The following is a 22,273-nucleotide window of genomic DNA, read 5'->3' on the forward strand; positions in this document are numbered from 1 at the left end:
GAGGAAAAGATGATAGATTTACGCAGTGATACCGTAACCCAGCCAACAGAGGCAATGCGCTTAGCCATGTCGAGGGCTGAAGTGGGTGATGATGTTTATGGTGATGATCCGACCGTCAACAGTTTGCAAGATATGGCCGCTGAGATGTTTGGTTTCGAGAGTGCGCTCTTTACCGCATCAGGCACTCAGGCGAATTTGCTTGCATTGATGGCGCATTGCGAACGTGGGGATGAATATCTGTGTGGTCAGCAGGCACATAACTATAAATTTGAAGGTGGTGGTGCGGCAGTGCTTGGGAGTATTCAGCCACAACCGCTCACAAATCAACTTGATGGCACCATTGCATTGGCCGATATTGAAGCGGCTATCAAGCCCGATGATATTCACTTCGCGCGCACGCGGTTATTGAGCTTGGAAAACACTATCGGCGGTAAAGTCTTACCTCAGACTTATCTTGCCAATGCGCAGGCGCTGGCATTTCAGCGCGGGCTAAAAATTCATTTAGATGGTGCACGGGTCGCTAATGCTGCCGTGGCACAGGGGATTGGAATTGCCGATATTGCGGGACATTTCGATTCAGTATCCATCTGTTTATCCAAGGGATTGTGTGCGCCTGTCGGTTCACTGCTCCTAGGCGATGAGCGCCTGATTAAAAAGGCAACGCGCTGGCGTAAAATGCTTTGTGGCGGTATGCGTCAGGCGGGGATATTAGCGGCGGCGGGTAAATTAGCGCTCACAGAGCAAGTTGAGCGACTTGGAGAAGATCATGATAATGCCGGGTATCTTGCTCAGCAATTAAGCCAGTTGAGTGAGTTTGAAATCGATTTTGCTTCTGTTCAAACCAACATGGTGTTTGCAACTCTTGCGCCTCATGTCGATGAGAAAGCATTGGCGAAGCGTTGCCGTGATGGAGGCATTCTGATTAGTCCAGGCCGCACTCTACGCTTTGTGACCCATAAAGATGTGTCACGTCAGGATATTGATAAAGTACTGCAAGTCTTTAAATTACATCTGCAGGCATAATCGGCTTTAAGCCCAAGTGAATGCTTGGGCTTTTTTATACATCTGGCTTGATATATTGCGGATTAAAATCAAAAGTCGAATTGTGAGCCAGATGCTAGGCGAATTTTTTTAAGCCTATCTATACTAAAAACAATAAGTTCTCATCATCGAGGTAGAGCAGGGTTGAAACCTAACAATAATACTAATAAAGGGGTCGATTATTGGACAAAACGGATCAGTGAATTGGAAATGCCTGCGCTCTGTTCGACCGTCCAAACGTTAGAAAAGCTTGCTAAGGATGACGTGTCGTCTCTCGCCTTACTGGGGAGAAGCGTAATGCACGATAACGCTCTCACGTCCCGCATTTTACGGGTCGCCAATAGTGCGATTTACCATAAAGGCAGCACCCAAATTTCGACCGTGAGCCGAGCAGCCATAGTGCTGGGTTTTGATGCTGTACGTAATATCTGTATTACAGCCCAATTATTATCTAGCCTGTTAGAGAGTAAGAATCTCGCCCCCGCTGTTTACCAGCGCTTAATCAAATTAATGGCTAAGGCATTCCAAGCTGCCATGTTAGCGCGGATGATGCTAAGTGATTACGATGAAGATATTCAGGAAGAAGCCTTTATCGCCTCTTTGCTTTATCACATAGGTGAGAGTGCATTTTGGAGTATTGGCGGCGAGTTTACCGAAACCTTAGACAGCCAATTAACCGAGTGCGAAACTCTCGCCGATGAGCGCAGCCTTATACGTGAAACCTTAGGTACCTCATTCTCGCAGCTGACCCAAAGTATTGCCCGCCACTGGGGCTTAGGGGAGTTGTTGATCCAAGCAGTGAATTATCCTGACGACCAACGTCCTGAAATTCGCTCGATTTTTCTTGCCGATAAGCTCTGTGAAATCCTCTCCCAGGAAGTGATAGATAAAACCGAGCTCGAAAAGCGTATCAGCCAAGCCGCTAATTTTACCGGGCTGGATGAGAAAGAGTTAACCCTGAGAATGCAGCGTTGTACCAAGGCCACTCATAAATTGGCTGAAGCCTATGGCGCCAAAGTGTTGATTGACTATCTACCCGATCCTAAGCGCATCAATAAGCTTGAGCCTAGTGTTCCTACGGTAGAACTACCCGTGTTTGAGGCCAATCTAACGGTGCAATTGGCTAAGCTGCGTGAACTCACCGCCTTTGCGATCAACAAAGCCGATTTTAATCAAATCATGCAGACAGTGCTCGAGGGGATTTTAGAAGGTGTTGGGGTTGACCGTTGCGGCGTCTTGCTGTTATCGCCCAGCCGTAAACAGCTTCAACCTAGGATCATGCTTGGCAGAGATGCCGAGGACATGAAGCAGCAATTTATTATCGATCTCGGCGATAAAAAGGGCCTGTTCCCGCAGGCGATGGAACATAAGGAATGTCTGTGGATTGATAACCCGAATGCGAAAAAGTGGCTCGAGCAATGCAAAGAATTAAAGACTCAATTGCCTGAATCGGGGTTTCTGGTGGCGCCGCTGTTGGTTGATAGTAAAGTGATAGGTTTTTACTACGCCGATAAGGGGCCTTCACAACGAAATTTTAGCGAAGTGGATTTCCAAGCCTTTATCCACTTCTCACAGTTGGCCAATGTGTGTTTTACCGTGTCGTTAAAATAGCGAGTTACTGAGCGTTTTTAATTTCAGCAGTAATGTGTTTGGCTATCGCATTGGGTATGGGAAAGCTCAAATGGTATTGGGCAATTTTCCATTCGCCATTGGTTTTGATTAAGGTGCCAGTGCCTCGGCTGACACCATAACTTGGGCTGCTAAGCAGTTCATTGAACAGGATAACATTACCATGCTGCACTAAATGGCGGCTGGTTAAGTCGTAGCGCCAGCCTTTGGTTGGGCGTGAATAGCGTTCAAACTCGGCCATCCCCCATCGCTCTGTCGCATCGGTTCCAATAAAAATGCCATCCTGACGATAGAGGGAAAAATACTTATCCCAGTCGGCACTACTCGAATATTGATTCAATTTATCCAGTACTTGAGCGGCCGCTTGCTCATCGCTCAGTGTTGCTGTGGTTTGTTCATTCGCATTGGCGTTTTGTGCACTAAAGAACAAGACGGCGAACATAAATAAGCTGGTGCTAAACATAGCGAGACTACGCCGAGTGTTGGTCGAATCGGATTGGTGTTGAGCTCGGGTGAGTAATGTCATAGGGAGTTCCTTATCGTTATTAGTTAGTGCCAGTTTATCGGATCGAGTTGATAAAAATGGCTCAACTCACGGTAAAGGGCTGGATGCTCAAGATTAAGAGCTTCTGGCTTTTCAAAAAAGACCTCTGTCACCACGGCAAAAAATTCCGCGGGATTGGTGGCACCATAGTAATTAAATAGGGAAGGGCGGCCAAGTGCGGCAGCTTGGACTAACTCATTAAAGGCTTGATTGAATACGCTCGACCACGACAGATAATCCTGACGACGCTGCAAAATCGGTGCACCATTGGCGTGGCCATCTTCTTGATCTAATTGATGGGCAAACTCGTGGATCACCACGTTATTACCATCGTGGGGATTGGCCGCGCCCTCTAAGGTATTCTTCCATGACAGTATCACTTGGCCTTGCTCCCAGGATTCTCCTGCCAGCACATTGCGTTGCTCCCAGATTAAGCCTGCGGGATCTTGGCGCTGACTGTCGACAATAAAGGCATCGGGATAGACCAAAATCTGCCTAAGATTGGGGTAAAAATCGGTGTTGCGATTAAGGAGTAGCAGGCAGGCTTGGGCGGCAATAGTGACACGAATTTCATCGGTTATCTGTAACCCATCGCAACCGACGAATCGTTTCTCATCCAAAAAGACTTGGATATGGCGTTTGAGTTGCAGCTGAAGATCTGCAGGTAAGGCGTGGTAATAGGGTAATTTCTTTTTCAAAATTGTTCGCCAAGCCTTAGGAAAGGCACTGGCCATCACGCGCTGGCGATGGAGCGTCTTGCGCCAGCGGCTTGAGGCCAACCAAGCGATAGCACCGAGACCAAGCGTTAAGATGATGAAGACTGCGAGCATGAATTCCTCAGTGCAATATTTTACTTAGGTATATTAGCTAATGGGGATTCAGTGAGGTGAACTCAATCCTTGACTAAAAATAAACCTATACAGGAGCTTATAGGTTACGAAATTCAGGATGTCGTAAGGCTATTGTGCGATTGCGTCCCGTTTGTTTGGCCTGATATAGCGCCTCGTCCGCATCAGAGATAACTTTATTGGCATCGAGTGACTGTGGTGGTTGCCAGCAGGCGGCCCCTAAACTGATTGTCACTACCCCTGAGTGTGATGAACTTTGGTGGGGAATGGCTAATTCCATGATGGTTTCGCGCAGGCGCTCGGCAATTTTATAGGCGTCTTCACAGTGACTCGAGGGCAGTAACAAGGTAAATTCTTCACCGCCGTAGCGGGCGAGGATATCGGTTGGGCGTTGCAGAATCGATTTTGCGGCATTAACGACTTGTTTCAAGCACTGATCACCCGCGACATGACCATATTTATCATTGAATTCTTTAAAGTTATCTATATCGAACATCACAATGCTAAGGGGCATATTGTGATCGTTTGCATAACTCAACTCTTTCATGATTTGGCTGTCGAGGTAGCGGCGGTTATAGCAGCCAGTTAAGCCATCGGTTTCCGCCATCGCTTTCACTTGGGCTGCGTAGGTTTTTAAGGTTTCCAACGAGCTTACCATCTGTTGTAGCTCTAAGTTATCGGTAATCGGCATTTCGGTGTCGAGTTTTTCGTTGGCAATGGCATTCATCGCATCCCGAGTGGCGATAACGGGTTTGATAATGCCCTTGGCGATAAAATGCCAACTGATCACCCAGATGAAGAAGCAATACACTATGCCGCCACAAAAGATCAGGATGACGAAGGCGGTGCTGTCGCTGTTAAGATTAGTTCCTGCCACTTGGATTTCGTTTTCAACATGGTTAACTAACTCTTGGGTAAAGCTGGCAATCTCCCGCGCCGCATTGGCTTGATAGCCAAAATGTGCATTGGCAATTTGAGTGCTTTTTAAGACATTACGGGATAGCTCAAACAGATTGTCTTTGCCTACCATGTTTTGTTTTATTTGAGATAACCAATTGAGATAAATAGTATTATCTGACGGTATTGAGGCGGCGACTGCTTCCATTTCGATGAAAAGGCGCATAGCATCCCGTTGTAGCTGGTTGAGTACAATACTTGTTTGAGAGCTTTTGACTTCATTGAGCAGTACAAATAGGTGTTCACCTTTAAGCAAATAATCGGAGATTTTCTGTTGTTCATTGAGGTTATGGGTTATCCCGCTGAGATTGTGCTGGGCAATAAGCTGAGCGTTATGTTTATGGCTTAGGTCGAGTTGCGCCTGTATCTCATCGGAAAAGGCCGATGACATTCCTGCTAGGTTCGTCTGAATATTTTGCGCCTGTAATTTGGCTTGTAATGCGCTGTCGGTTAACGTATTGATCAGTGGTAGTTGCTGCTGAAAGTAAAGCTGAGTATCAATCGTTTTATTGAGTGTCTGATGTATATTCGGGGTGTTTTCAAGGCTTAAAAGGACTTTGGTGTCTTGCAACAATTGTCCCCACTGATGGGTTAGCTCCTGAAGTAAGCTGAGACGCTGCTGCTCCGTATCATAGTGGTTGAGTTCGGTGGTGATGATTTGCAGTCTTTCACTATTTTTGGCCAATTGAAGCGCTGTCGTGACTTTGACGACGTCGCTGTTGACCAATTGCTCAATTTTGGTTCTTAACTGTTGTGACAATAGGATAGCGATAATGCCATTGAGCAGTGCCATGCCTAGTATGAAATATAAGGCCAGCGTGATCTTTTGTTTTAGACTAGTGAGTCGCTTAACGCTCATTGGCTATTTTTCTTATCAATTGCAGGCACTTCCCCATAGGTATTCTGCAGGTATTTAATTTTGCTGCTTAACTCAATAAAAATATCGGTACTGTTTGCTTCGTGTCGGCTCGCTGCATAACAAGCATGACTTAATTCGGGATAAATTTGCCCCATAGCGGTAGTGGTAAAATGTCCTACTTCCAATACTTTAGTTGACCAAAATACGTTCGCAATATGGCTCGCTTCAAAGGCGCCGGCAATGGCTCTGTTTGAGGCTTGTTTAAATTCGGGAGCCGTGACGACATCCATCCTGCAGGGATTTCCCCCACCGAGGGCGTAGGCATATTGGGCTTCATAGGTGCCCATGTATTTGAGCAACCAATAGGCGGCTTGCGGATTTTTACTGTCGTAGCTCACTGCAAAGGCATAGGCGCCGTTATAGGGCATGCCTCCTGGCACTTGAGCCACACCAAGCCGAGCACCTGGCACATTGGTCTCGACTTTAAAGGAGGCTGACCAGAGATTGTTGTAGGCAAAGGGCCAAATTGCCACTTGGCCTGTCGCCAGTGCATTAGCCGCTTCGTTGAAGGCAAATTTATCATCCGCCGGAATGGCGTAGGGCATCAGCTTTCGGTAAATACTCCCCGCTTTTATCGCCTCTTGATTAACGGCAGCGACCTCGAAATGGGTTAGCTGTTTTTGTGGCTTATAGATGGGCCACATCCAAGCGCCGCCTAAACTCCAAATAATGCTCGAAAATTCATCGTTAATATGGGGCTTGTTGCCAGACATTAATGCGAGGCCATAAAAGTCGTGGCTTAATGGCTTGCCCGCGAGCAGTTCGCCCGCTTTTCGGGTAAAAAACACTGCTTGGTCCTGCAGTTCATCGAAACTTGTTGCGGGTTTGAGTGGATAACCAAAGCGTTGCTGAAACTGGTTTTGTTCAGTTTTATTCTCAAACAAATCTGCGCGGTAATGACTCCCCATCACATAGTTATTGTAGGGGATGGCGTGTAGCTCACCGTGATAGGACAAAATATTAAGTAGCGACAGATAGTATGGTTCGAGATAGCTTTCCATCGCCTTTTCACCGTCCGGATCGTAGAGTTTTGCTAATTCCAGCAGAGGGACTGTATAGCCGTTGGCCGCCCACTCTTTTGCCCAGCCCGCTTCCATGGTCAGCAGATCATATTTCCCTTCGCCTTGCTGTAATACGTGGGTTTGTAGCTCGAACATACTTTCAAGTTCGGTACTGACTACATTGACTTTAACACCGGTTTTTTCTGTGAATTTAGGCAGCATTTCCCGTGTCAGGTAGTCAGTCCAAAAGCCTTTTTCTGCGACTAAGGTGATCGGGGTTTTATTCGATAAGGGGGGAATTTGTGCTAAGGAAAATTCCGCTATGGCAGGTGTTGCAAGCGTTAATCCAAATCCAATAAATAGGAGCGATAAAGGTCTTAACAAGAATGACTCCTTAGATACATGGTTAACCTGCTAATAAATAGCATTAATAAACTTAGCGTATATTAAGGATAGGCTTGATGAGGAATTATGGCTTATTTTATGTAAGGTTTTTGAGGCAAAAAAAACGGTGATCTAATAACTGGATCACCGAAAAAGGGTGGGAGATGGCGAGATACTAAGATTTTTTTATTTGCTGCTCGCGCATCTGCCGTAAGGCGGTGGGCAAGGCATAATGTTGTTCAATTAAAAAGCGGATCAATTTAGATTTAGAAATATCACTTTCTTCAGAGAGTTTGGCTAAATGGCTAATCGCCGCTTCACTGAGAGAAAAGGTAGCTTTTCGGTAATGTGGGCGCTCCTCTTCAATACCTGCATCTAGCAGTCTTGATGACGTTTGTGGCCGATGTAAAGTCACCACATTAGATGAATCCTGCGTCACTTCAACTTGGGCTTCCTTCACTAATTCGACCGCAACGGCAGTACCCGTAGTCGGGAGACGTGTCTCTCCCATAGCATAAAGGGTCGCGGCATCAATAAACTCATCGAGGGAGAGGGGCTGAGCGCCTCCCCTAGATGGCATAGCGTTTTTCTTGAGGTCGCTGAGTCCCATATTGTCCTCTCAGGTGATTTGGCTGAGGTTGATTGATTGCGCTGCGTGGGGCGGCCATTGAAGTGCTTGGCGTGAGTAATGCCGTTAATGAGGCGGCGCAATCAACCTGAAACATCTCGCAGGCAATGGCGCGGATTTCATTGGCGGCCTTGCCCTTTGGCTCGATTTCCATGACGGATAATCCAGACTCTTCGCTATCATCATAGATGTTACGGCTGTAGGTTATCGCATCTAATACATTGATATCGTAAGTTTTACAGACTTCTTTGGCTTCTAAAATTCGGTTAGCTTGATTCGGGAGGTTAGGGCATTGAGTGATGACGAAAGAGGCATGTAACTTAGGATTAATCATCTTACAGGTAGCGACGATATCATCCATATGGCTCACGGTTTTTAAGTCGCGGCGTTTTGGTCGCAGCGGCATCAAAATATGGGAAGCCACTGACATAGTTGCCCTTAATGCGAGGTTATCCTGCCCACCACAATCAACGAGTACGAAGTCATAGTGTTGCTCTAAGCTCAGAAGATCGTTACGGATTTTGCCATAAAGCTGCACACAGTTGATGCTGGCAAGTTTTGGATTGTTGTTTCTGGCTTGGATCCAATCTGATGTGGTTCGCTGTGGATCGCAATCCACCATGATGACTGAGGCACCACATTCAGTGGTGAGAAATACTGCGATATTTTGTGCGAGGCAACTCTTACCGCTGCCGCCTTTTTCGCCGCCGACTAACACTATCATGACGAATTCCTCAATGCTTAGGGTATTACTCGGGCGGTTGTTATTTGTTGTCGAGCTTTTACCGCACCTTGTTGTTATAAATGAATGTAAACCCTATGTTAATCTAGGTCAATTAGCTGATTTTTGACACTTTTTTATAAAATGTCGCGCGATTGTTATTTGACGTTACAGTGGCATATGCCGTTAATTTGACTCTTATGCTGAATAAAGATTGATGAGAATGTTTTTAAGTTAATATTATGATTTATAATGTTTTTATGCATTATTCAGGTGCATTTCATTAAGCGTGGCTAGCAGCGTTAAGTGCAATCTGTCTCTCAGCCTTAGTTCGTATATTTCTTTTGTGAATATATTTTTTAATGTTTATTCATAAATGTTATTTAAACGTGATGCTTTGTTCGATGATTTTCAGTCGAAAGTTGTCTTGTTGCGATTCTGTATGTCATCAAATTGCCACTAACATAGGCTAAGATTTTTTTATTATGCCGTCTGAACAGCCTGATTTTTACTATTCGTGAAGGGATGCCAAAATGGATATTAAAATGCTTATGCCTATTGAATTTGAGTTGGTCGAGACAGCACCTTTATTTCATGAGTTGCTGAATTTACGTGATGCCGCAGGATACCCCTCTATCGGTGTTGAGGTTGAAATGGCAGATGGGCATCCGTTAAAGCCAGTATATTGGGTGTCGATTAGAATGACGGGTGAGCAAGAAAAAAACACTCCGACAATTGTCGCAACTGCCTGTGTGTATGGTGATAGCGCTAACCATTTGGCGATTGAAGACTTTATTGTATTGCCCGAGTATCGCCATATGGGATTGGCTAACATCATGTTAGAGCGGGTGATGACTTATATTGATGAACATGCCGCCTCTGGTACCTGCGTCAGTATCAATGTGCACGGCGAAGAGGAAAGGCTCTGTAGCGATTATGGTTTCGTGTATTCTCCCTGCGCCAACCTTGGGCCAAACATGCGTAAAATGTACCTTTAGCTTTGCATACTCAGGATAAGTTGGCGGCTTATCCTGAAATTTTTGTTTATGCGGCTACATTATTCGCTCATTTAAGCTTTCCTCGACGCCCTTATCATTGATATAAGTCGTTTATTACCTATTTACTTCGCTTAATCTGTGTTTATTCATTCGAGTCGTTAACTTTAGGCATTTGTCCGCCAATAGAGTAGCATCCACGCATTGAGTCTGTTTTTTGTTTGAAATGGTAATCCAATGGATCAACAACAGCTTATCGATGCTGTAAATCAGGTTATGCCCTTTGGCAAATATGCTGGTCGCCGCTTACTCGAATTACCCGAACCCTATTTAGTCTGGTTCCATCAACAGGGATTTCCTCAGGGCAAATTAGGCGAGCAGCTGGCACTTATCTATGAGGTAAAACTCAATGGCCTCGAAGCCATGTTAAAACCGCTGTTGAAATGAGTTCCCCACTCAGCTATAAAAATCCTACTTTTGCGATAAGTGTTGTATTTCGTGATAGAGATTGGCGATTTATTGCCTATGGCATGTTTTAATGCCGCATATTAGTAAAACACAAGGAACAAAAGGCATGATGGCAAAATTGGTAAAATTAGCGGCTGTAGCAACATTAGCGTTAGGTATGTCAAGTGCTTGGGCACAAGGCCTAGTCCATGAAGGTACGGTTGTTGATACCATGAATGGTGGCGGCTATACCTATGTACAAATTAAAGAAGCTGACAACACGTTTTGGGCCGCAGGTCCACAAACTGAAGTCAGCAAAGGCGATAAAGTGGCTGTGGTTGAGCAAATGTGGATGAATCAATTCACCAGCAAGACCCTAAACCGCACCTTCGACAAGCTATTGTTTGTTGGTCAAATCGAGAAGAAATAATCGATGTCCTCGCAACATAAATGTTGCGATGAGTTCCTAAACCGCCTCGCCTAGTTCGAGGCGGTTTTGTTTACAGCTGTATGAAATCTTATCGAGCATTGACGCTATCGCTCGTACCGAAATCGCGGCAAAATAAGCCGATAACTCTCCTCTTGGTCGATAACACAGTGTCCGTCCCCAATCCAATCGAGAAGCAAGTCGAAGTCGTACCCTATCAGCGCCGCTATGCCAGTGCGGTGAGTGAACTCTTTCATCACAGCGTGCATCAAATACAACATGAGCGTTATAACGCGGCGCAGCTTCAGGCTTGGTCGCAGGCACCCCGTTCGAGCCAGCATTGGCATTTACGCTTAAGTCGTTCCCAAGCTTGGATTATTTTGGTGACAGATGCCGCGGGCTTATCTAAGATTTGTGCAGGTTTTATCAATGTTGAAACGGATTTTCGCCATAGGGGATATATAGATAGCCTCTATATTCATCCTGATTGGCAGCGGCAAGGGCTGGGGGAACTGGCTTATCGACAGCTAGAACATTGGACGAGGGAGCAAGGCTATAGTCAATTGAGCGCCGATGCTTCTTATCTGTCCCGCGGGTTGTTTATTAAGCTCGGATTTGTCCAACAGCAGCGCAGCTATCAACAAAAACTGGGGCAAGTATTGCCGAGTTTTTATATGACTAAAAAACTGTAACTGAATGGGAATACACTGCCTGTGTGCCCATTGGTCATGGTTAACCCATAGGAGTGGACTCCAATGCAGATACGCTTATTTTCACCTCCGGATGTGGCACAGGTGGCGGCGGTATTTAACGCCAGTGTGATGGAGGGCGCGCAGGAATACTATTCGCTTACCGAACGTTTAGCGTGGGCGCAAAATCAGGGTGAAGCGCGCAGCGACGCCTACTGGCTGGCAAAGTTAGAAGACACTACCACTTGGGTAGCCCAGGAGGGCAGTAAGTTGGTTGGCTTTACCAACTTAAGGCTGTGTCCCGATAAAGAACTCGATTGTTTGGTCGGCGAAGTCGATTGCCTGTTTGTCCACCCTGAGTACAGCCGTGCTGGGGTGGCGACCCATCTCTATTTAGCCCTGCTCGAAGAAGCTAAAAGCCGTAATATCAAGAGGCTGACCGTTGAGGCTTCCTATCAGGCGCGTCCTTTCTTTGAGAAACAGGGCTTTAATTGTATTCGCCGCAATGAACTACGTCGCTATCTCACCGCCGAAGACAAGCAAAACGATAGGGCACAGGTGTTAGTGAACTTCAGTTTAATCATGTCATTATCATAGATTCGCGCGAATAGATGTCGATTTTAGTGAGCGATACTTTTAACACCTGCAATAAAAAACCGCCTCGTTACCTTGGCGGTTTTTTATTGGTCACAATATTCATCAGGCTAAGTCAAACACTAGGGCGGTGACATAGCTGTCGGCGGCACTAAATCGAACCGCTTCTTCGGCGGTGATATGTGCGCCATCACCTGGGGTGAGCACTTGGTCGTTGACCTTAAGCGAACCTTCCACCAGTTGCACATAAATCTGACGATTCACTTGTACTTGGGTCATATTCACTTGTTCATTGGGAGCCAGTTGAAGGCGATACAAGGTCGCATCCTGCTGTACCTTCAAGGTACCATTTTCACCCGTCGGGGTAACAACGGCTGTCAGCGCCGACGTTTGCTCGAAGGCTTTTTGCTGATAGCCTGCATCAATTCCTAAAGTGTCAGGTTGGATCCAGATCTGCAAAAAGTGCAGTGGTTCAGTGTTGGATGCATTAAATTCGCTGTGATAAATCCCTTTGCCGGCGGACATTAACTGAAACTCTCCTGCAGGCAAGGTCTTAATATTACCGAAGCTATCCTTGTGGGCTATGGTGCCTGAAATCACATAACTGATGATTTCCATGTCTTTATGGCCATGGGTTTCAAACCCTGCACCCGGCGCGACTCTGTCATCGTTAATGACTCTTAAGGAAGAGACACCCATATGCCGCGGATCGTAGTAGCTTGCAAACGAGAAGGTATGTTGACTCTTTAACCAGCCTAAGTCGGCCTGTCCGCGGTCCTGTGCTTTACGTGTACGTATCATCATTCTCTCCTTATTTAAAGCGTGCTGCTAACAGGTTGTCGGCACTGAGTTTACCCGCACCAGAGACTGCCAATGACACAGTGGCGGCTAACAGGGCTAAGCCAAACTCATAACCGTTATTGCTGAGGAACAGGCCGTTACCAATGTGAACCGAGAAAATTGCGACCACCATGGTAAAGGATAATACCAGCGCCGTAGGGCGAGTCAGTAAACCGATAATGATCAGCAAGCCGCCAAAGAATTCGCTTGAGCCTGCCATCAGCGCCATTAAGTAGCCTGGGGTTAAGCCAATGGAGGCCATCCATTGTCCTGTGCCTTCTAAACCGTAGCCACCAAACCAGCCAAAGAGTTTTTGTGAGCCGTGGGCCATGAGGATGATCCCGATAGGAATACGCAGTGCCAATGGGGCAAAACTGGGGGCCGAGGTCAGTAATTTTGTGATGAACGTTTTCATGGGATGTTCCTTATTTCAAATTTTTTAACTATGCGTTAATGCGTTAAGAGGTGAAGACTTAGCGTTAATTTCTCCATTGGTTTAAAGTCTAATCTTGACCTGATTGAAATAAAATCGGAACATTTTCAAAATCGATTTCAAAAAAATTGAATATGAGGTGGCTATGTTACCCGTGATGAGTCTCGATGGATTGATAGTGCTAGATGCTATTGATAAAAAAGGCAGTTTTTCAGCGGCGGCCGAATCCTTATTTAGGGTGCCATCAGCGCTGACCTACACAGTGCAGAAATTAGAGAGCGACTTAGGGGTAAAATTATTTGAACGTAAGGGCAAAAGAGCCGAATTGACGCATGTGGGGCAGCTTGTTTTGCGCCAAGGGCGAGAAATTCTTGCCGCCACCTCAAGGCTTGAAGAGGCGGTTCGGCAACTCGAAACGGGCTGGGAGTCGGCGTTAACCTTAGCCATAGATACCGTAGTGCCCGATTTACCGCTGCTCAAACTTATCGCGGAATTTACCGAATTAGGTAAACAGGTGACCATCAATATCACCGAGGAATCCTTGGGTGGTGGTTGGGATGCGCTGTATTCTGGTCGCGCCGATATTGCCATTGGGGTCACCGGAGAGTTACCTAAGGGGCAGTATCATTTAGTCGAAATTGGCATGCTTGAATTTGTCTTTGCCCTTGCGCCTAATCACCCCTTAGCCCAGTTTGACCATCCAATCCCCACTGAAGCCTTGTTGCAATTTCCCTCCGTGGTGGTGGCCGATAGCTCAACGGCGCTTGTACAGCGCTCCAGTGGACTGTTTGATAGTCGCCAAGTCATCCGAGTGCCTAATATGCAGACCAAGATTAAAGCGCAGCAACTTGGACTGGGAGTGGGGTATCTTCCCAAGCATTTGATTACTGAAGAACTCGCTTCAGGCACATTAGTCGCCTGTCAGGTAGATATCCCAAGGCCTGCGCAGTCGGTGTTTCTGGCATGGCGTAAGGGAAATCAAGGCAAGGCGCAGGCATGGTTTGCCGAGCGTTTATCCCATTGTGACTGGTTGTTTTAGTCTCATGTTGAGAGCGTGTTTTTTGTTAGTAGATTGAGTTCGAACCACAGTAGCTTAGCCTTTCGCTAAGTACTGTGATTAAAGAAAGGGTTAAGGGCTTTTGCGACTGCGCTTACACCGAGCGCTTTAAATGACTGGTGTAATGCACATGGGGCGAGAGTAAATCCGCTAAATTGGGGTTGGGCGCCCGATTGAGGAAGCGAATAAAGGCTTGTGGTAGGGTGAGCGTCTCAATCGACTCCTGCCAGCGAGCCTGTAACAGTGGGTGATAACCTTCTTTCCCTGCAGCGGTATAAGAAGTGGAAACACCCACATAGAGCGCATCGGGCTGCACCGGATACCAGAGTGATAAGCCATCCTGCTGCATCATCTCAAGCTTAAATAAGCGTTCCCCCAATGGGCGTCTGCCATCGTAGTAATAACGCAATCCATAGGTATAGGGGAAGCTGCCTGCGCCAGTGCCGCGCACACTGTTATTGGTGGCGGCGTTAATCGCTGACTCAAGCGCTTGATACAGATACTGACCTTGGATTTCGTATTTGACTAATGGCAATTCGAAGGGCAGCAATTGGCCCAATACATCGGCGAGAGTGAGTCTGCCTTGGGCGACCGATTGCCTTACTCCGCCCGCGTTATGCAATGCAAAGTGGATTCGAGGGTCTTCAATCTTGGCCTCTTGGAACATACTGCGGCTCACCCAAGGGGCGATTTCACTGCCATGGGGCAGTGCCTTAGAAGGTAGTCTGGTATGCACCAAATTCTTAGGCACTAGGGCTAAGACTTTGTTTTCCATCTCAGCAATCGCGGGGCGATAGATATCGTGGATCACGCCGTGAATGTCTTCATCGGCTTCATCCCACAATACATAGGGATGCTCATTAAAGCGTTGCTGCACGGCTTGATAGTCGGTGTTATCCACTTGCTCACTCGAACTCAACATAAACTGCTTATCGAGCATAAAGTAGTTGCCACCCTTGAGGTTTATCGCGCGGCCCGCTGCATCAAATTCAATCTCGGCCAAGCCTAAGGTTTCGGCGTATTTCCCCGCATGTACTATTGGAGTGCCATTGACCATTTCACCATAGGGAATATTGCTTAACCCCAAGGCGCTAAAATTGCCCTGCAAGGTATGGGTATGGCCGCCGACGATAAGGCTGATGCCATCGACTTGTTCGGCAAGCCTTTTATCCTGATCTAAACCTAAGTGACTCAGTACGATAATGTGCTTGATGCCTTTGGCATGCAGATGCGCGACGGTGCGCGCCGTGGTCGCAATTGCATCGACAAAGTGAGTATCGGGATCGGGTCTGGCGATGTCTTTCATCTGATCCAGAGTAATGCCGATGATAGCGAGTTTTTTGTCGTAGAAGGGCTTTTCGAGGTAGCTGGCAAGCTGGTTTTTTTCATCATAGGCCAGAATATTCGCCACTGTACGCAGGTTACCCGGCTTGCGGATATCCTCTTGGCTCAAGTCCATATTGCCTGCCAGCAGCGGAAAATCGATTTGCTTGGCAAATTCGGCGAGCCGCGCATTGCCTTCATCAATATCGTGATTACCAATCACCATGGCATCGGGTGCGAGTAAATTCAGCAGATGGGCGTTGGCCTTACCCTTAAAATGACTGAAATACAGCGTGCCTTGGAAACTGTCGCCACCATGCAAAAATAAAAACGGCATTTGGCTTTGTGCGGCTCGGTCACGTGCCTGACTAATCTGATACCCCAGGCGTGCATAGCCACCGCTGTGACTGGTGATATCTAAGGCTTTAAGCCCTAGATTGAAGGAAAAATGTACGCGGCTGGGCTCAAAATTCGAATGGGTATCGTTGATGTGCGCGAGTGAGAGTGTGTATCCCTGTGTCATAACCTACCTCTTTTACGGCGGGAGATTATAACCTTCTCCCCAAAAACAAGAAAGGGAGCCAAGCTCCCTTTACTTTAACAATGACTAAATAATGTCATTAACCCGAACGCGCCTCGTCATCTTCGGCGGCGGCTTCGAAGTCGCCATCATCGGAGAGACGAATGCCTTTTTGCTTCATGCGCTTGGTCCAGAGTTTACGGGCCAATTGCTGCATGTCGGTCGCGGGATCATTCACATCGACAATCTCTAAGCCAAGTAGTGATTCGATAATGTCTTCTTGGGTCACTATACCTTGGCTACTGCCGTATTCGTCAACCACCATCGCAATTTGGGTATTGCGTTTAATCATCCGCTCGAATAACGGCAGGATTTTAGCCGTCTCGGGCACCACAAATAGGCTGCGCTTGAGTTCACCAATCGGTGCATCAGGGGTGTAACGTTCTGCCAGCAAGACATCGGTACGGGTGATATAACCGATAATGTCGTCGTGGTCCTGATCGTATACCGGAATACGGGTAAAAGGCTTGTCGCGATATTCTTGCACAAACTCATTTTGTGTCAGCGAAACCGGCAAGGAGAACATCACTGTACGCGGCGTCATAATCGCCGTCACAGGCACGTCACGCACCTTGAGCATTTGGGTCAAAATCTTAGACTCTTGCTCGTCTAACTCACCGGATTCGTGACCAATCTTGGCCATGGCGCTCATTTCTTGGCGAATGTACTGACCTTCTTCCCCTTTACCAAGCAGGCGAGTCACTTGTTGCGACATCCAAATGAGCGGCTTAGTGACACGCTTCATCCACATGATGGCAATCGATACACTTGGGGCTAAGCGGCGCCAGTGATTGGCTCCCACAGATTTAGGAATAATCTCTGAGAAGAATAGGATGATAAACGTTAACACTCCGGAGAACACACCGAGCATATCATCCCCAAACACTTTAGCGGCTTGCGCACCGGCAACGGCGGCACCGACGGTATGGGCAATGGTATTGAGGGTCAAAATAGACACGAGAGGCGCTTCGATGTTTTCTTTTAGTTTACGCAACCTGGCGGCCGCGGCACTGTCAGTTTGTTCGAGCGAGGCGATATAACTAGGGGTAACCGAGAGCAACACAGCTTCGAATACACTGCACAGAAAAGAAACTCCGACAGCGACAAGCACTATAATGATGAGGGTTAACATATAGGTGGTATTACAACTCCATAATTTAGGCCAACATTGACCCATGCGGATTCTATCATAGGAGAGTGGAGTTGCTGGCTAAAATTTTTTTGCGTCTGTATAATTCGCCGCCCTGTTGCAGGTTTTGGTGTTGAGGTTAGTCCTATGAGTGAAAAAAAGATCAATTTATTAGACCTTGATCGTAAGGCGATGCGCGCATTATTTGCGGATCTGGGTGAAAAGCCTTTCCGTGCCGATCAGCTGATGAAGTGGATCTATCATTTCGGTGTCAGTGACTTCGAAGAGATGACTAACATCAACAAAGTGTTACGCCAAAAACTGGCGGCGCGTTGTGAGATTGTTGCACCAGAGATTTCGAGCTATCAAAAATCCGCCGATGGCACTATTAAGTTCGCCATTCATGTCGGTGAAGGCCAAGAGGTCGAAACCGTTTATATTCCTGAGGATGACCGCGCCACCCTGTGTGTGTCTTCTCAAGTCGGCTGTGCCCTCGAATGTACTTTCTGCTCTACCGCGCAGCAAGGCTTTAACCGCAACTTAACCGTATCTGAAATCGTTGGCCAAATTTGGCGTGTTTCCCACTTCTTAGGTTTTGCCAAAGAAACCGGCGAGCGTCCGATCACCAACGTGGTGATGATGGGCATGGGCGAGCCACTACTTAACCTTGCAAACGTGATCCCGGCGATGGATATCATGCTGGATGATTTCGGCTTTAGCTTGTCAAAACGCCGCGTGACCCTATCGACCTCGGGTGTGGTGCCTGCATTAGACAAATTAGGCGATGCCCTCGATGTGGCATTGGCCGTGAGTATTCACGCACCAAACGATGAATTGCGCGATATTTTAGTTCCGGTGAATAAAAAGTATCCGCTGCAAGAGTTTCTTGCGGGGATCCGCCGTTACATCGCCAAATCTAACGCTAACCGTGGCCGCGTGACTGTGGAATATGTGATGCTCGATCACATCAACGACAGTACAGAACAAGCCCATGAATTAGCACAGTTAATGAAGGATACTCCTTGCAAGGTTAACCTGATCCCATTCAACCCATACCCAGGTTCACCCTACGGTCGCTCGTCAAACTCGCGCATTGACCGTTTTTCTAAGGTATTGATGGAATATGGCTTAACAGTGATTGTGCGTAAGACCCGTGGCGATGATATTGATGCCGCCTGTGGGCAGTTAGCGGGAGATATTCGCGATCGAACCAAGCGTTTAGCAAAAAAACGCATGCAAGAAAATCAGATTTCGGTCACAATGAATTAACTCTTTGTTTGCACAGATTTATAGGCTTGCCCATGAAGCATGGATTGTCAGGGTTATCATTAGCAATTGCCCTGTCATTATTAGTGACAGGATGCGTAACTGAGCGTACCTATACAGGGACTGATATTCCGGTGTCAGAGCGGAAACTTGATAAAGTCGCCGCCGCACGGGAACGTATGCAGCTCGGTTTAACTTACCTTAATCGAGGTAACTCGGAACAAGCCAAGTACAATCTTGATAAAGCAATCGAATATGCGCCAGAGCTCGAAGATGTGCATGTGGCTATGGCCTATTACTATCAAACCGTGGGCGATTTAGTACGTACCGAACAGGCGTATCAAGACGCTATCAATACCAAGGACGCCTCTGGCGATTCCATGAATAACTTTGGGGTGTTTTTGTGCCAACAAAAGCAATATGACAAAGCTGAAAAGATGTTTTTAGCAGCAATAGAAATGCCCAAATATACGCGTACCGCCTCCAGTTATGAGAACTTAGGGCTTTGTAGCCGAGACGCGGGACAAACAGAAAAGGCACGACAGTATTTTCAGATGGCGTTAAAGTATGACCCGAGACGCTCGGTGTCTTTACTGGAGCTGGCTGAGCTTGGGGTGGATAAAGGTGATTATGTCGATGCGCGAAACCAATTGGCGCGTTATCACCAAGTGGCAACCCAGACTCCAGAGAGTTTAACGCTCGGAATAAAAATTGAGCAGGCGTTGAATGATGATGCTGCTATGAAGCGATTTGGCATTTTATTACTCGCCAAATTCCCAGCATCGCCTCAAGCCAAGCAATACAGAGTTAATTTGCATCAATGAAAGATAACGAAATAAACGCGTCAGTAGAACCTGTTGCAGCGAGTGAAGCTGAATCGACGCCTGATGTAACGCTCGGCACTGTACTCAGAACGGCTCGTGAGCAGATGGGCTTAAGCATTGCGGATACCGCGGTGAAATTACATCTGCGCCCAGGAATTGTTGAAAATCTCGAAGCCGATGATTTTTCGAATATTTCTTCTTCGACTTATGTTCGCGGATATGTCAAAAATTATGCGCGCATGCTGGGGGTGGACAACGCCCTGATTGAGGCATGCCTTGCACGCCAGGTACCCTTAGTCACACAGCCAACGATGCAAAGCTTTTCCCGCAAGACGACCTATCAAGCTCGTGACACTAAATTAAAGTGGCTGAGCTTTTTTATTGTAATAGTGTTACTGGGCTTGTTCGTCCTTTGGTGGATGCAAAGAACCACACTCGTAACCCATGTCGATATCTCTAAACCGACTGCAGAAGAGTTAGCGGCGGCAAATCAAACCCTACCGGGCGATGTTCTGCTGACGGAAACTGATGCGAGTGCGCGTTTGAGTGAGATTGCGGTCAACGGCTCAATGGCGACCGATGGCCCAGTAAAAGATACCGATGCCAACACTATCGACCCGAATATGAACGATATGACGGCGATGGAAGCTGAGCAAGCGCAGACGCCTGATAATGCTAATGCGGGCGAGCCTAGCAATAATCTTGTTAATAGCACCAACAGTGCAGGAGCTGTAGCAGACTCGGTGCAAACGGCTGCGGCACAAAATCCGTCTCCAAATACAACGTCTGTACCTACCCCAAACGCTTCCAATGTACCTGCAACCAGTACAACTGCTGCGCAAACTATGCCAGTGGTTGCCGGGGAGTCGAGCATTAACATTGAACTCACGGGCGATTGCTGGATCAACATAGTCGATGCCAAGGGTAAGGCGATTGTTGATGGGGTCCGTGGTGCAGGCGCGAATATTCAAGCCAGTGGTGTACCTCCGTTTAAAGTGATCCTAGGTGCTCCGACTGTCGTGTCCACGTTTACGGTCGATGGTAAAGCCATCAGTCTTGCTGAATTTCCTAAGGGTCGTGTTGCGCGTCTGACTATCCCACAGGTTTAAGTCTGGCGCCTGACGCAGAGTACCGAAAAGAGCGTATTGAGTATGTATAACGAAACCCCCATAAAGAGACGTCCTTCAACCCGCATTTATGTGGGCAATGTGCCCATTGGTGATGGTGCGCCGATTGCAGTTCAATCCATGACCAATACTAAGACGACCGATGTTGAGGCGACCGTTGCCCAAATCCGCGCCTTAGAGAAAGTGGGGGCCGACATCGTGCGTGTTTCTGTGCCGACCATGGACGCCGCGGAAGCCTTTAAAGTGATCAAGCAATCGGTTTCTGTGCCTTTAGTTGCGGATATCCACTTCGATTACCGTATCGCCTTAAAAGTGGCCGAATATGGTGTGGACTGTTTGCGTATCAACCCGGGCAATATTGGTAACGAAGAGCGTATCCGCAGTGTGGTGGAGTGCGCCCGCGATAAAAATATTCCTATCCGTATTGGGGTTAACGGCGGTTCATTAGAAAAAGATCTGATGGACAAATACAAAGAGCCCACGCCAGAAGCATTGCTCGAATCGGCCATGCGCCATGTGGATATTCTAGACCGTTTGAACTTTGATCAATTTAAGGTCAGCGTAAAAGCATCGGATGTGTTCTTAGCGGTGGAATCTTATCGCTTATTAGCCAAGCAAATTCGCCAGCCTCTGCATTTAGGTATTACCGAAGCGGGTGGCGCCAGAGCCGGTGCGGTGAAGTCGGCCGTAGGTTTAGGCATGCTGCTTGCCGAGGGCATTGGTGATACGCTGCGTATTTCCTTGGCGGCCGATCCGGTGGAAGAAATCAAAGTAGGCTTTGATATCCTAAAGTCACTGCGTATCCGTAGCCGTGGGATCAATTTTATTGCTTGTCCTTCATGCTCGCGCCAAGAGTTCGATGTGATCAGCACAGTAAACGAGTTAGAACGTCGCCTTGAAGATGTGACGACCGCGATGGATGTGTCTATCATCGGCTGCGTGGTCAACGGCCCAGGCGAAGCCTTAGTGTCACACATAGGCTTAACGGGTGGACATCGTAAGAGTGGTTACTACGATGAAGGCGAGCGTCAAAAAGAGCGTTTCGACAATGACAACCTAGTCGATTCCCTCGAGGCGAAGATTCGCGCTAAGGCGAGCCAAATGGCCAATCGCATCCTAGTGAAAGACACGACTGAGTAACAGACACAGCCGAATCAACCCATAGGTTAAGCGTTATAAAAACACTCAAGCCTTGAGCTAGACCCCGAAACCGACGGGGTCATTTTACGTTTAGTGTTGAACAGCCTATAATGCCTGACATTTTTTATTAATTTAGCGAAAATCGGACGAGTCGATACAGTGGCAAAACAGATCCAAGCGATTCGCGGAATGAATGACATTCTGCCAACTCAAAGTCCTCTATGGCAAAAAGTGGAAGCAGTACTACGTTCAAGCGTGGCTGCTTATGGTTACAGTGAGATCCGCACTCCAATAGTGGAAAATACAGATCTTTTTAAACGCTCTATCGGTGAAGTGACTGATATTGTTGAAAAAGAAATGTATACCTTCGAGGACCGTAACGGTGACAGTTTAACCCTACGTCCTGAAGGCACCGCCTCAACCGTGCGTGCCGGTAATGAGCATGGTCTGCTCTATAACCAAGAACAACGCCTGTGGTACATGGGCCCAATGTTCCGCCACGAACGTCCGCAAAAAGGTCGTTATCGCCAATTCCACCAGTTTGGTGTGGAAGTCTACGGTATTGGTAGCGCCGATATTGACGCCGAAGTGTTGATGTTATCGGCCCGTCTATGGGAAAAACTCGGTATTAGTGAGCATGTGACGCTTGAGCTGAACACCTTAGGTGACCCTGCTGAGCGCGCCGCTTACCGTGAAGCCTTGATTGCCTTCTTAGAGCAACACAAGGACA

General features: G+C 47.3%; 23 protein-coding genes. 13 read left to right on the forward strand and 10 right to left on the reverse strand.

Annotated features, from left to right (window positions below):
- Positions 1-9: 9 nt before the first annotated feature.
- Positions 10-1,023: a low-specificity L-threonine aldolase gene (gene ltaE / locus ACK5NH_RS19205; RefSeq protein ID WP_416922695.1), complete on the forward strand. Its 1,014-nt coding sequence runs from the start codon at positions 10-12 to the stop codon at positions 1,021-1,023.
- 162 nt (positions 1,024-1,185) lie between these two features.
- Positions 1,186-2,652 carry an HDOD domain-containing protein gene (locus tag ACK5NH_RS19210; protein ID WP_416922658.1) on the forward strand — a complete coding sequence of 489 codons (1,467 nt, stop codon included), beginning with the start codon at positions 1,186-1,188 and terminating at the stop codon, positions 2,650-2,652.
- Between the two features lie 4 nt (positions 2,653-2,656).
- On the opposite strand, the gene ACK5NH_RS19215 is transcribed toward ACK5NH_RS19210, so the two are convergent.
- The 6 genes from ACK5NH_RS19215 to ACK5NH_RS19240 all read right to left on the reverse strand — a co-directional run bounded on the left by ACK5NH_RS19215 (position 2,657) and on the right by ACK5NH_RS19240 (position 8,675).
- On the reverse strand, positions 2,657-3,196 hold the full coding sequence (locus ACK5NH_RS19215) for a nuclear transport factor 2 family protein (protein ID WP_416922660.1): 540 nt from the start codon (positions 3,194-3,196) through the stop codon (positions 2,657-2,659).
- Positions 3,197-3,219: 23 nt separating this feature from the next.
- Positions 3,220-4,044 (reverse strand): zinc-dependent peptidase, encoded by an 825-nt coding sequence (locus tag ACK5NH_RS19220; protein WP_416922662.1) that lies wholly within the window; start codon positions 4,042-4,044, stop codon positions 3,220-3,222.
- Positions 4,045-4,141: 97 nt separating this feature from the next.
- On the reverse strand, positions 4,142-5,878 hold the full coding sequence (locus tag ACK5NH_RS19225) for a diguanylate cyclase domain-containing protein (protein WP_416922664.1): 1,737 nt from the start codon (positions 5,876-5,878) through the stop codon (positions 4,142-4,144).
- On the reverse strand, positions 5,875-7,323 hold the full coding sequence (locus ACK5NH_RS19230; RefSeq protein WP_416922666.1) for an ABC transporter substrate-binding protein: 1,449 nt from the start codon (positions 7,321-7,323) through the stop codon (positions 5,875-5,877). Before ACK5NH_RS19230 ends, ACK5NH_RS19225 begins: the two co-directional genes overlap by 4 nt.
- 175 nt (positions 7,324-7,498) lie before the next feature.
- Positions 7,499-7,933 carry a CopG family transcriptional regulator gene (locus ACK5NH_RS19235; RefSeq protein ID WP_416922669.1) on the reverse strand — a complete coding sequence of 145 codons (435 nt, stop codon included), beginning with the start codon at positions 7,931-7,933 and terminating at the stop codon, positions 7,499-7,501.
- Positions 7,893-8,675 (reverse strand): AAA family ATPase, encoded by a 783-nt coding sequence (locus tag ACK5NH_RS19240; RefSeq protein ID WP_416922671.1) that lies wholly within the window; start codon positions 8,673-8,675, stop codon positions 7,893-7,895. The genes ACK5NH_RS19235 and ACK5NH_RS19240 overlap by 41 nt, the downstream gene beginning before the upstream one ends.
- A 530-nt stretch (positions 8,676-9,205) precedes the next feature.
- Here ACK5NH_RS19240 and ACK5NH_RS19245 point away from each other — a divergent pair.
- The 5 genes from ACK5NH_RS19245 (at position 9,206) to ACK5NH_RS19265 (ending at position 11,827) form a co-directional block, all read left to right on the forward strand.
- A complete protein-coding gene (locus ACK5NH_RS19245) occupies positions 9,206-9,670 on the forward strand; it encodes a GNAT family N-acetyltransferase (RefSeq protein ID WP_416922673.1) in 465 nt (154 codons plus the stop codon).
- A 234-nt stretch (positions 9,671-9,904) separates the two neighbouring features.
- The gene (locus ACK5NH_RS19250; protein ID WP_416922675.1) at positions 9,905-10,114 is read left to right on the forward strand and encodes a DUF3820 family protein; all 210 of its coding nucleotides are present in this window, start codon (positions 9,905-9,907) and stop codon (positions 10,112-10,114) included.
- Positions 10,115-10,241: 127 nt separating this feature from the next.
- A complete protein-coding gene (locus tag ACK5NH_RS19255) occupies positions 10,242-10,544 on the forward strand; it encodes an NrfJ (RefSeq protein WP_416922677.1) in 303 nt (100 codons plus the stop codon).
- A gap of 167 nt (positions 10,545-10,711) precedes the next feature.
- Positions 10,712-11,233: a GNAT family N-acetyltransferase gene (locus ACK5NH_RS19260; protein WP_416922697.1), complete on the forward strand. Its 522-nt coding sequence runs from the start codon at positions 10,712-10,714 to the stop codon at positions 11,231-11,233.
- Positions 11,234-11,296: 63 nt separating this feature from the next.
- The gene (locus tag ACK5NH_RS19265; protein WP_416922679.1) at positions 11,297-11,827 is read left to right on the forward strand and encodes a GNAT family N-acetyltransferase; all 531 of its coding nucleotides are present in this window, start codon (positions 11,297-11,299) and stop codon (positions 11,825-11,827) included.
- Between the two features lie 102 nt (positions 11,828-11,929).
- On the opposite strand, the gene ACK5NH_RS19270 is transcribed toward ACK5NH_RS19265, so the two are convergent.
- Both ACK5NH_RS19270 and ACK5NH_RS19275 read right to left on the reverse strand, forming a co-directional pair.
- The gene (locus ACK5NH_RS19270; protein WP_416922681.1) at positions 11,930-12,625 is read right to left on the reverse strand and encodes a pirin family protein; all 696 of its coding nucleotides are present in this window, start codon (positions 12,623-12,625) and stop codon (positions 11,930-11,932) included.
- A 10-nt stretch (positions 12,626-12,635) separates the two neighbouring features.
- Positions 12,636-13,079 carry a DoxX family protein gene (locus tag ACK5NH_RS19275; protein ID WP_416922683.1) on the reverse strand — a complete coding sequence of 148 codons (444 nt, stop codon included), beginning with the start codon at positions 13,077-13,079 and terminating at the stop codon, positions 12,636-12,638.
- A gap of 163 nt (positions 13,080-13,242) precedes the next feature.
- Here ACK5NH_RS19275 and ACK5NH_RS19280 point away from each other — a divergent pair, with 163 nt between their 5' ends.
- Positions 13,243-14,136 (forward strand): LysR substrate-binding domain-containing protein, encoded by an 894-nt coding sequence (locus ACK5NH_RS19280; RefSeq protein WP_416922699.1) that lies wholly within the window; start codon positions 13,243-13,245, stop codon positions 14,134-14,136.
- A 112-nt stretch (positions 14,137-14,248) separates the two neighbouring features.
- On the opposite strand, the gene ACK5NH_RS19285 is transcribed toward ACK5NH_RS19280, so the two are convergent.
- Both ACK5NH_RS19285 and ACK5NH_RS19290 read right to left on the reverse strand, forming a co-directional pair.
- Positions 14,249-16,000 (reverse strand): bifunctional metallophosphatase/5'-nucleotidase, encoded by a 1,752-nt coding sequence (locus ACK5NH_RS19285; protein WP_416922685.1) that lies wholly within the window; start codon positions 15,998-16,000, stop codon positions 14,249-14,251.
- A 97-nt stretch (positions 16,001-16,097) separates the two neighbouring features.
- A complete protein-coding gene (locus ACK5NH_RS19290; protein ID WP_416922701.1) occupies positions 16,098-17,189 on the reverse strand; it encodes a CNNM domain-containing protein in 1,092 nt (363 codons plus the stop codon).
- A 144-nt stretch (positions 17,190-17,333) separates the two neighbouring features.
- On the opposite strand from ACK5NH_RS19290, the gene ACK5NH_RS19295 reads away from it, so the two are divergent.
- The 5 genes from ACK5NH_RS19295 to ACK5NH_RS19315 form a co-directional block, all read left to right on the forward strand.
- Positions 17,334-18,455 carry a bifunctional tRNA (adenosine(37)-C2)-methyltransferase TrmG/ribosomal RNA large subunit methyltransferase RlmN gene (locus ACK5NH_RS19295; RefSeq protein WP_023266487.1) on the forward strand — a complete coding sequence of 374 codons (1,122 nt, stop codon included), beginning with the start codon at positions 17,334-17,336 and terminating at the stop codon, positions 18,453-18,455.
- A gap of 32 nt (positions 18,456-18,487) precedes the next feature.
- The gene (gene pilW, locus ACK5NH_RS19300) at positions 18,488-19,276 is read left to right on the forward strand and encodes a type IV pilus biogenesis/stability protein PilW (RefSeq protein ID WP_416922687.1); all 789 of its coding nucleotides are present in this window, start codon (positions 18,488-18,490) and stop codon (positions 19,274-19,276) included.
- The gene (locus ACK5NH_RS19305) at positions 19,273-20,385 is read left to right on the forward strand and encodes a RodZ domain-containing protein (RefSeq protein ID WP_416922689.1); all 1,113 of its coding nucleotides are present in this window, start codon (positions 19,273-19,275) and stop codon (positions 20,383-20,385) included. The genes pilW and ACK5NH_RS19305 overlap by 4 nt, the downstream gene beginning before the upstream one ends.
- Before the next feature lie 42 nt (positions 20,386-20,427).
- Positions 20,428-21,543 (forward strand): flavodoxin-dependent (E)-4-hydroxy-3-methylbut-2-enyl-diphosphate synthase, encoded by a 1,116-nt coding sequence (gene ispG, locus ACK5NH_RS19310; RefSeq protein ID WP_416922691.1) that lies wholly within the window; start codon positions 20,428-20,430, stop codon positions 21,541-21,543.
- A 159-nt stretch (positions 21,544-21,702) separates the two neighbouring features.
- A partial coding sequence (locus tag ACK5NH_RS19315) for a histidine--tRNA ligase (RefSeq protein ID WP_416922693.1) occupies positions 21,703-22,273 on the forward strand: 571 nt, incomplete at its 3' end.

This window comes from Shewanella sp. (assembly GCF_047975355.1).
Classification (GTDB): domain Bacteria; phylum Pseudomonadota; class Gammaproteobacteria; order Enterobacterales; family Shewanellaceae; genus Shewanella.

Coding starts and splice junctions, on each gene's coding strand:
- ltaE (WP_416922695.1), top strand. CDS start 10: ATGATAGATTTACGCAGTGATACCGTAACCCAGCCAACAGAGGCAATG.
- ACK5NH_RS19215 (WP_416922660.1), bottom strand. CDS start 3,196: ATGACATTACTCACCCGAGCTCAACACCAATCCGATTCGACCAACACT.
- ACK5NH_RS19220 (WP_416922662.1), bottom strand. CDS start 4,044: ATGCTCGCAGTCTTCATCATCTTAACGCTTGGTCTCGGTGCTATCGCT.
- ACK5NH_RS19225 (WP_416922664.1), bottom strand. CDS start 5,878: ATGAGCGTTAAGCGACTCACTAGTCTAAAACAAAAGATCACGCTGGCC.
- ACK5NH_RS19235 (WP_416922669.1), bottom strand. CDS start 7,933: ATGGGACTCAGCGACCTCAAGAAAAACGCTATGCCATCTAGGGGAGGC.
- ACK5NH_RS19240 (WP_416922671.1), bottom strand. CDS start 8,675: ATGATAGTGTTAGTCGGCGGCGAAAAAGGCGGCAGCGGTAAGAGTTGC.
- ACK5NH_RS19245 (WP_416922673.1), top strand. CDS start 9,206: ATGGATATTAAAATGCTTATGCCTATTGAATTTGAGTTGGTCGAGACA.
- ACK5NH_RS19250 (WP_416922675.1), top strand. CDS start 9,905: ATGGATCAACAACAGCTTATCGATGCTGTAAATCAGGTTATGCCCTTT.
- ACK5NH_RS19255 (WP_416922677.1), top strand. CDS start 10,242: ATGATGGCAAAATTGGTAAAATTAGCGGCTGTAGCAACATTAGCGTTA.
- ACK5NH_RS19265 (WP_416922679.1), top strand. CDS start 11,297: ATGCAGATACGCTTATTTTCACCTCCGGATGTGGCACAGGTGGCGGCG.
- ACK5NH_RS19270 (WP_416922681.1), bottom strand. CDS start 12,625: ATGATACGTACACGTAAAGCACAGGACCGCGGACAGGCCGACTTAGGC.
- ACK5NH_RS19275 (WP_416922683.1), bottom strand. CDS start 13,079: ATGAAAACGTTCATCACAAAATTACTGACCTCGGCCCCCAGTTTTGCC.
- ACK5NH_RS19280 (WP_416922699.1), top strand. CDS start 13,243: ATGTTACCCGTGATGAGTCTCGATGGATTGATAGTGCTAGATGCTATT.
- ACK5NH_RS19285 (WP_416922685.1), bottom strand. CDS start 16,000: ATGACACAGGGATACACACTCTCACTCGCGCACATCAACGATACCCAT.
- ACK5NH_RS19290 (WP_416922701.1), bottom strand. CDS start 17,189: ATGTTAACCCTCATCATTATAGTGCTTGTCGCTGTCGGAGTTTCTTTT.
- ACK5NH_RS19295 (WP_023266487.1), top strand. CDS start 17,334: ATGAGTGAAAAAAAGATCAATTTATTAGACCTTGATCGTAAGGCGATG.
- pilW (WP_416922687.1), top strand. CDS start 18,488: ATGAAGCATGGATTGTCAGGGTTATCATTAGCAATTGCCCTGTCATTA.
- ACK5NH_RS19305 (WP_416922689.1), top strand. CDS start 19,273: ATGAAAGATAACGAAATAAACGCGTCAGTAGAACCTGTTGCAGCGAGT.
- ispG (WP_416922691.1), top strand. CDS start 20,428: ATGTATAACGAAACCCCCATAAAGAGACGTCCTTCAACCCGCATTTAT.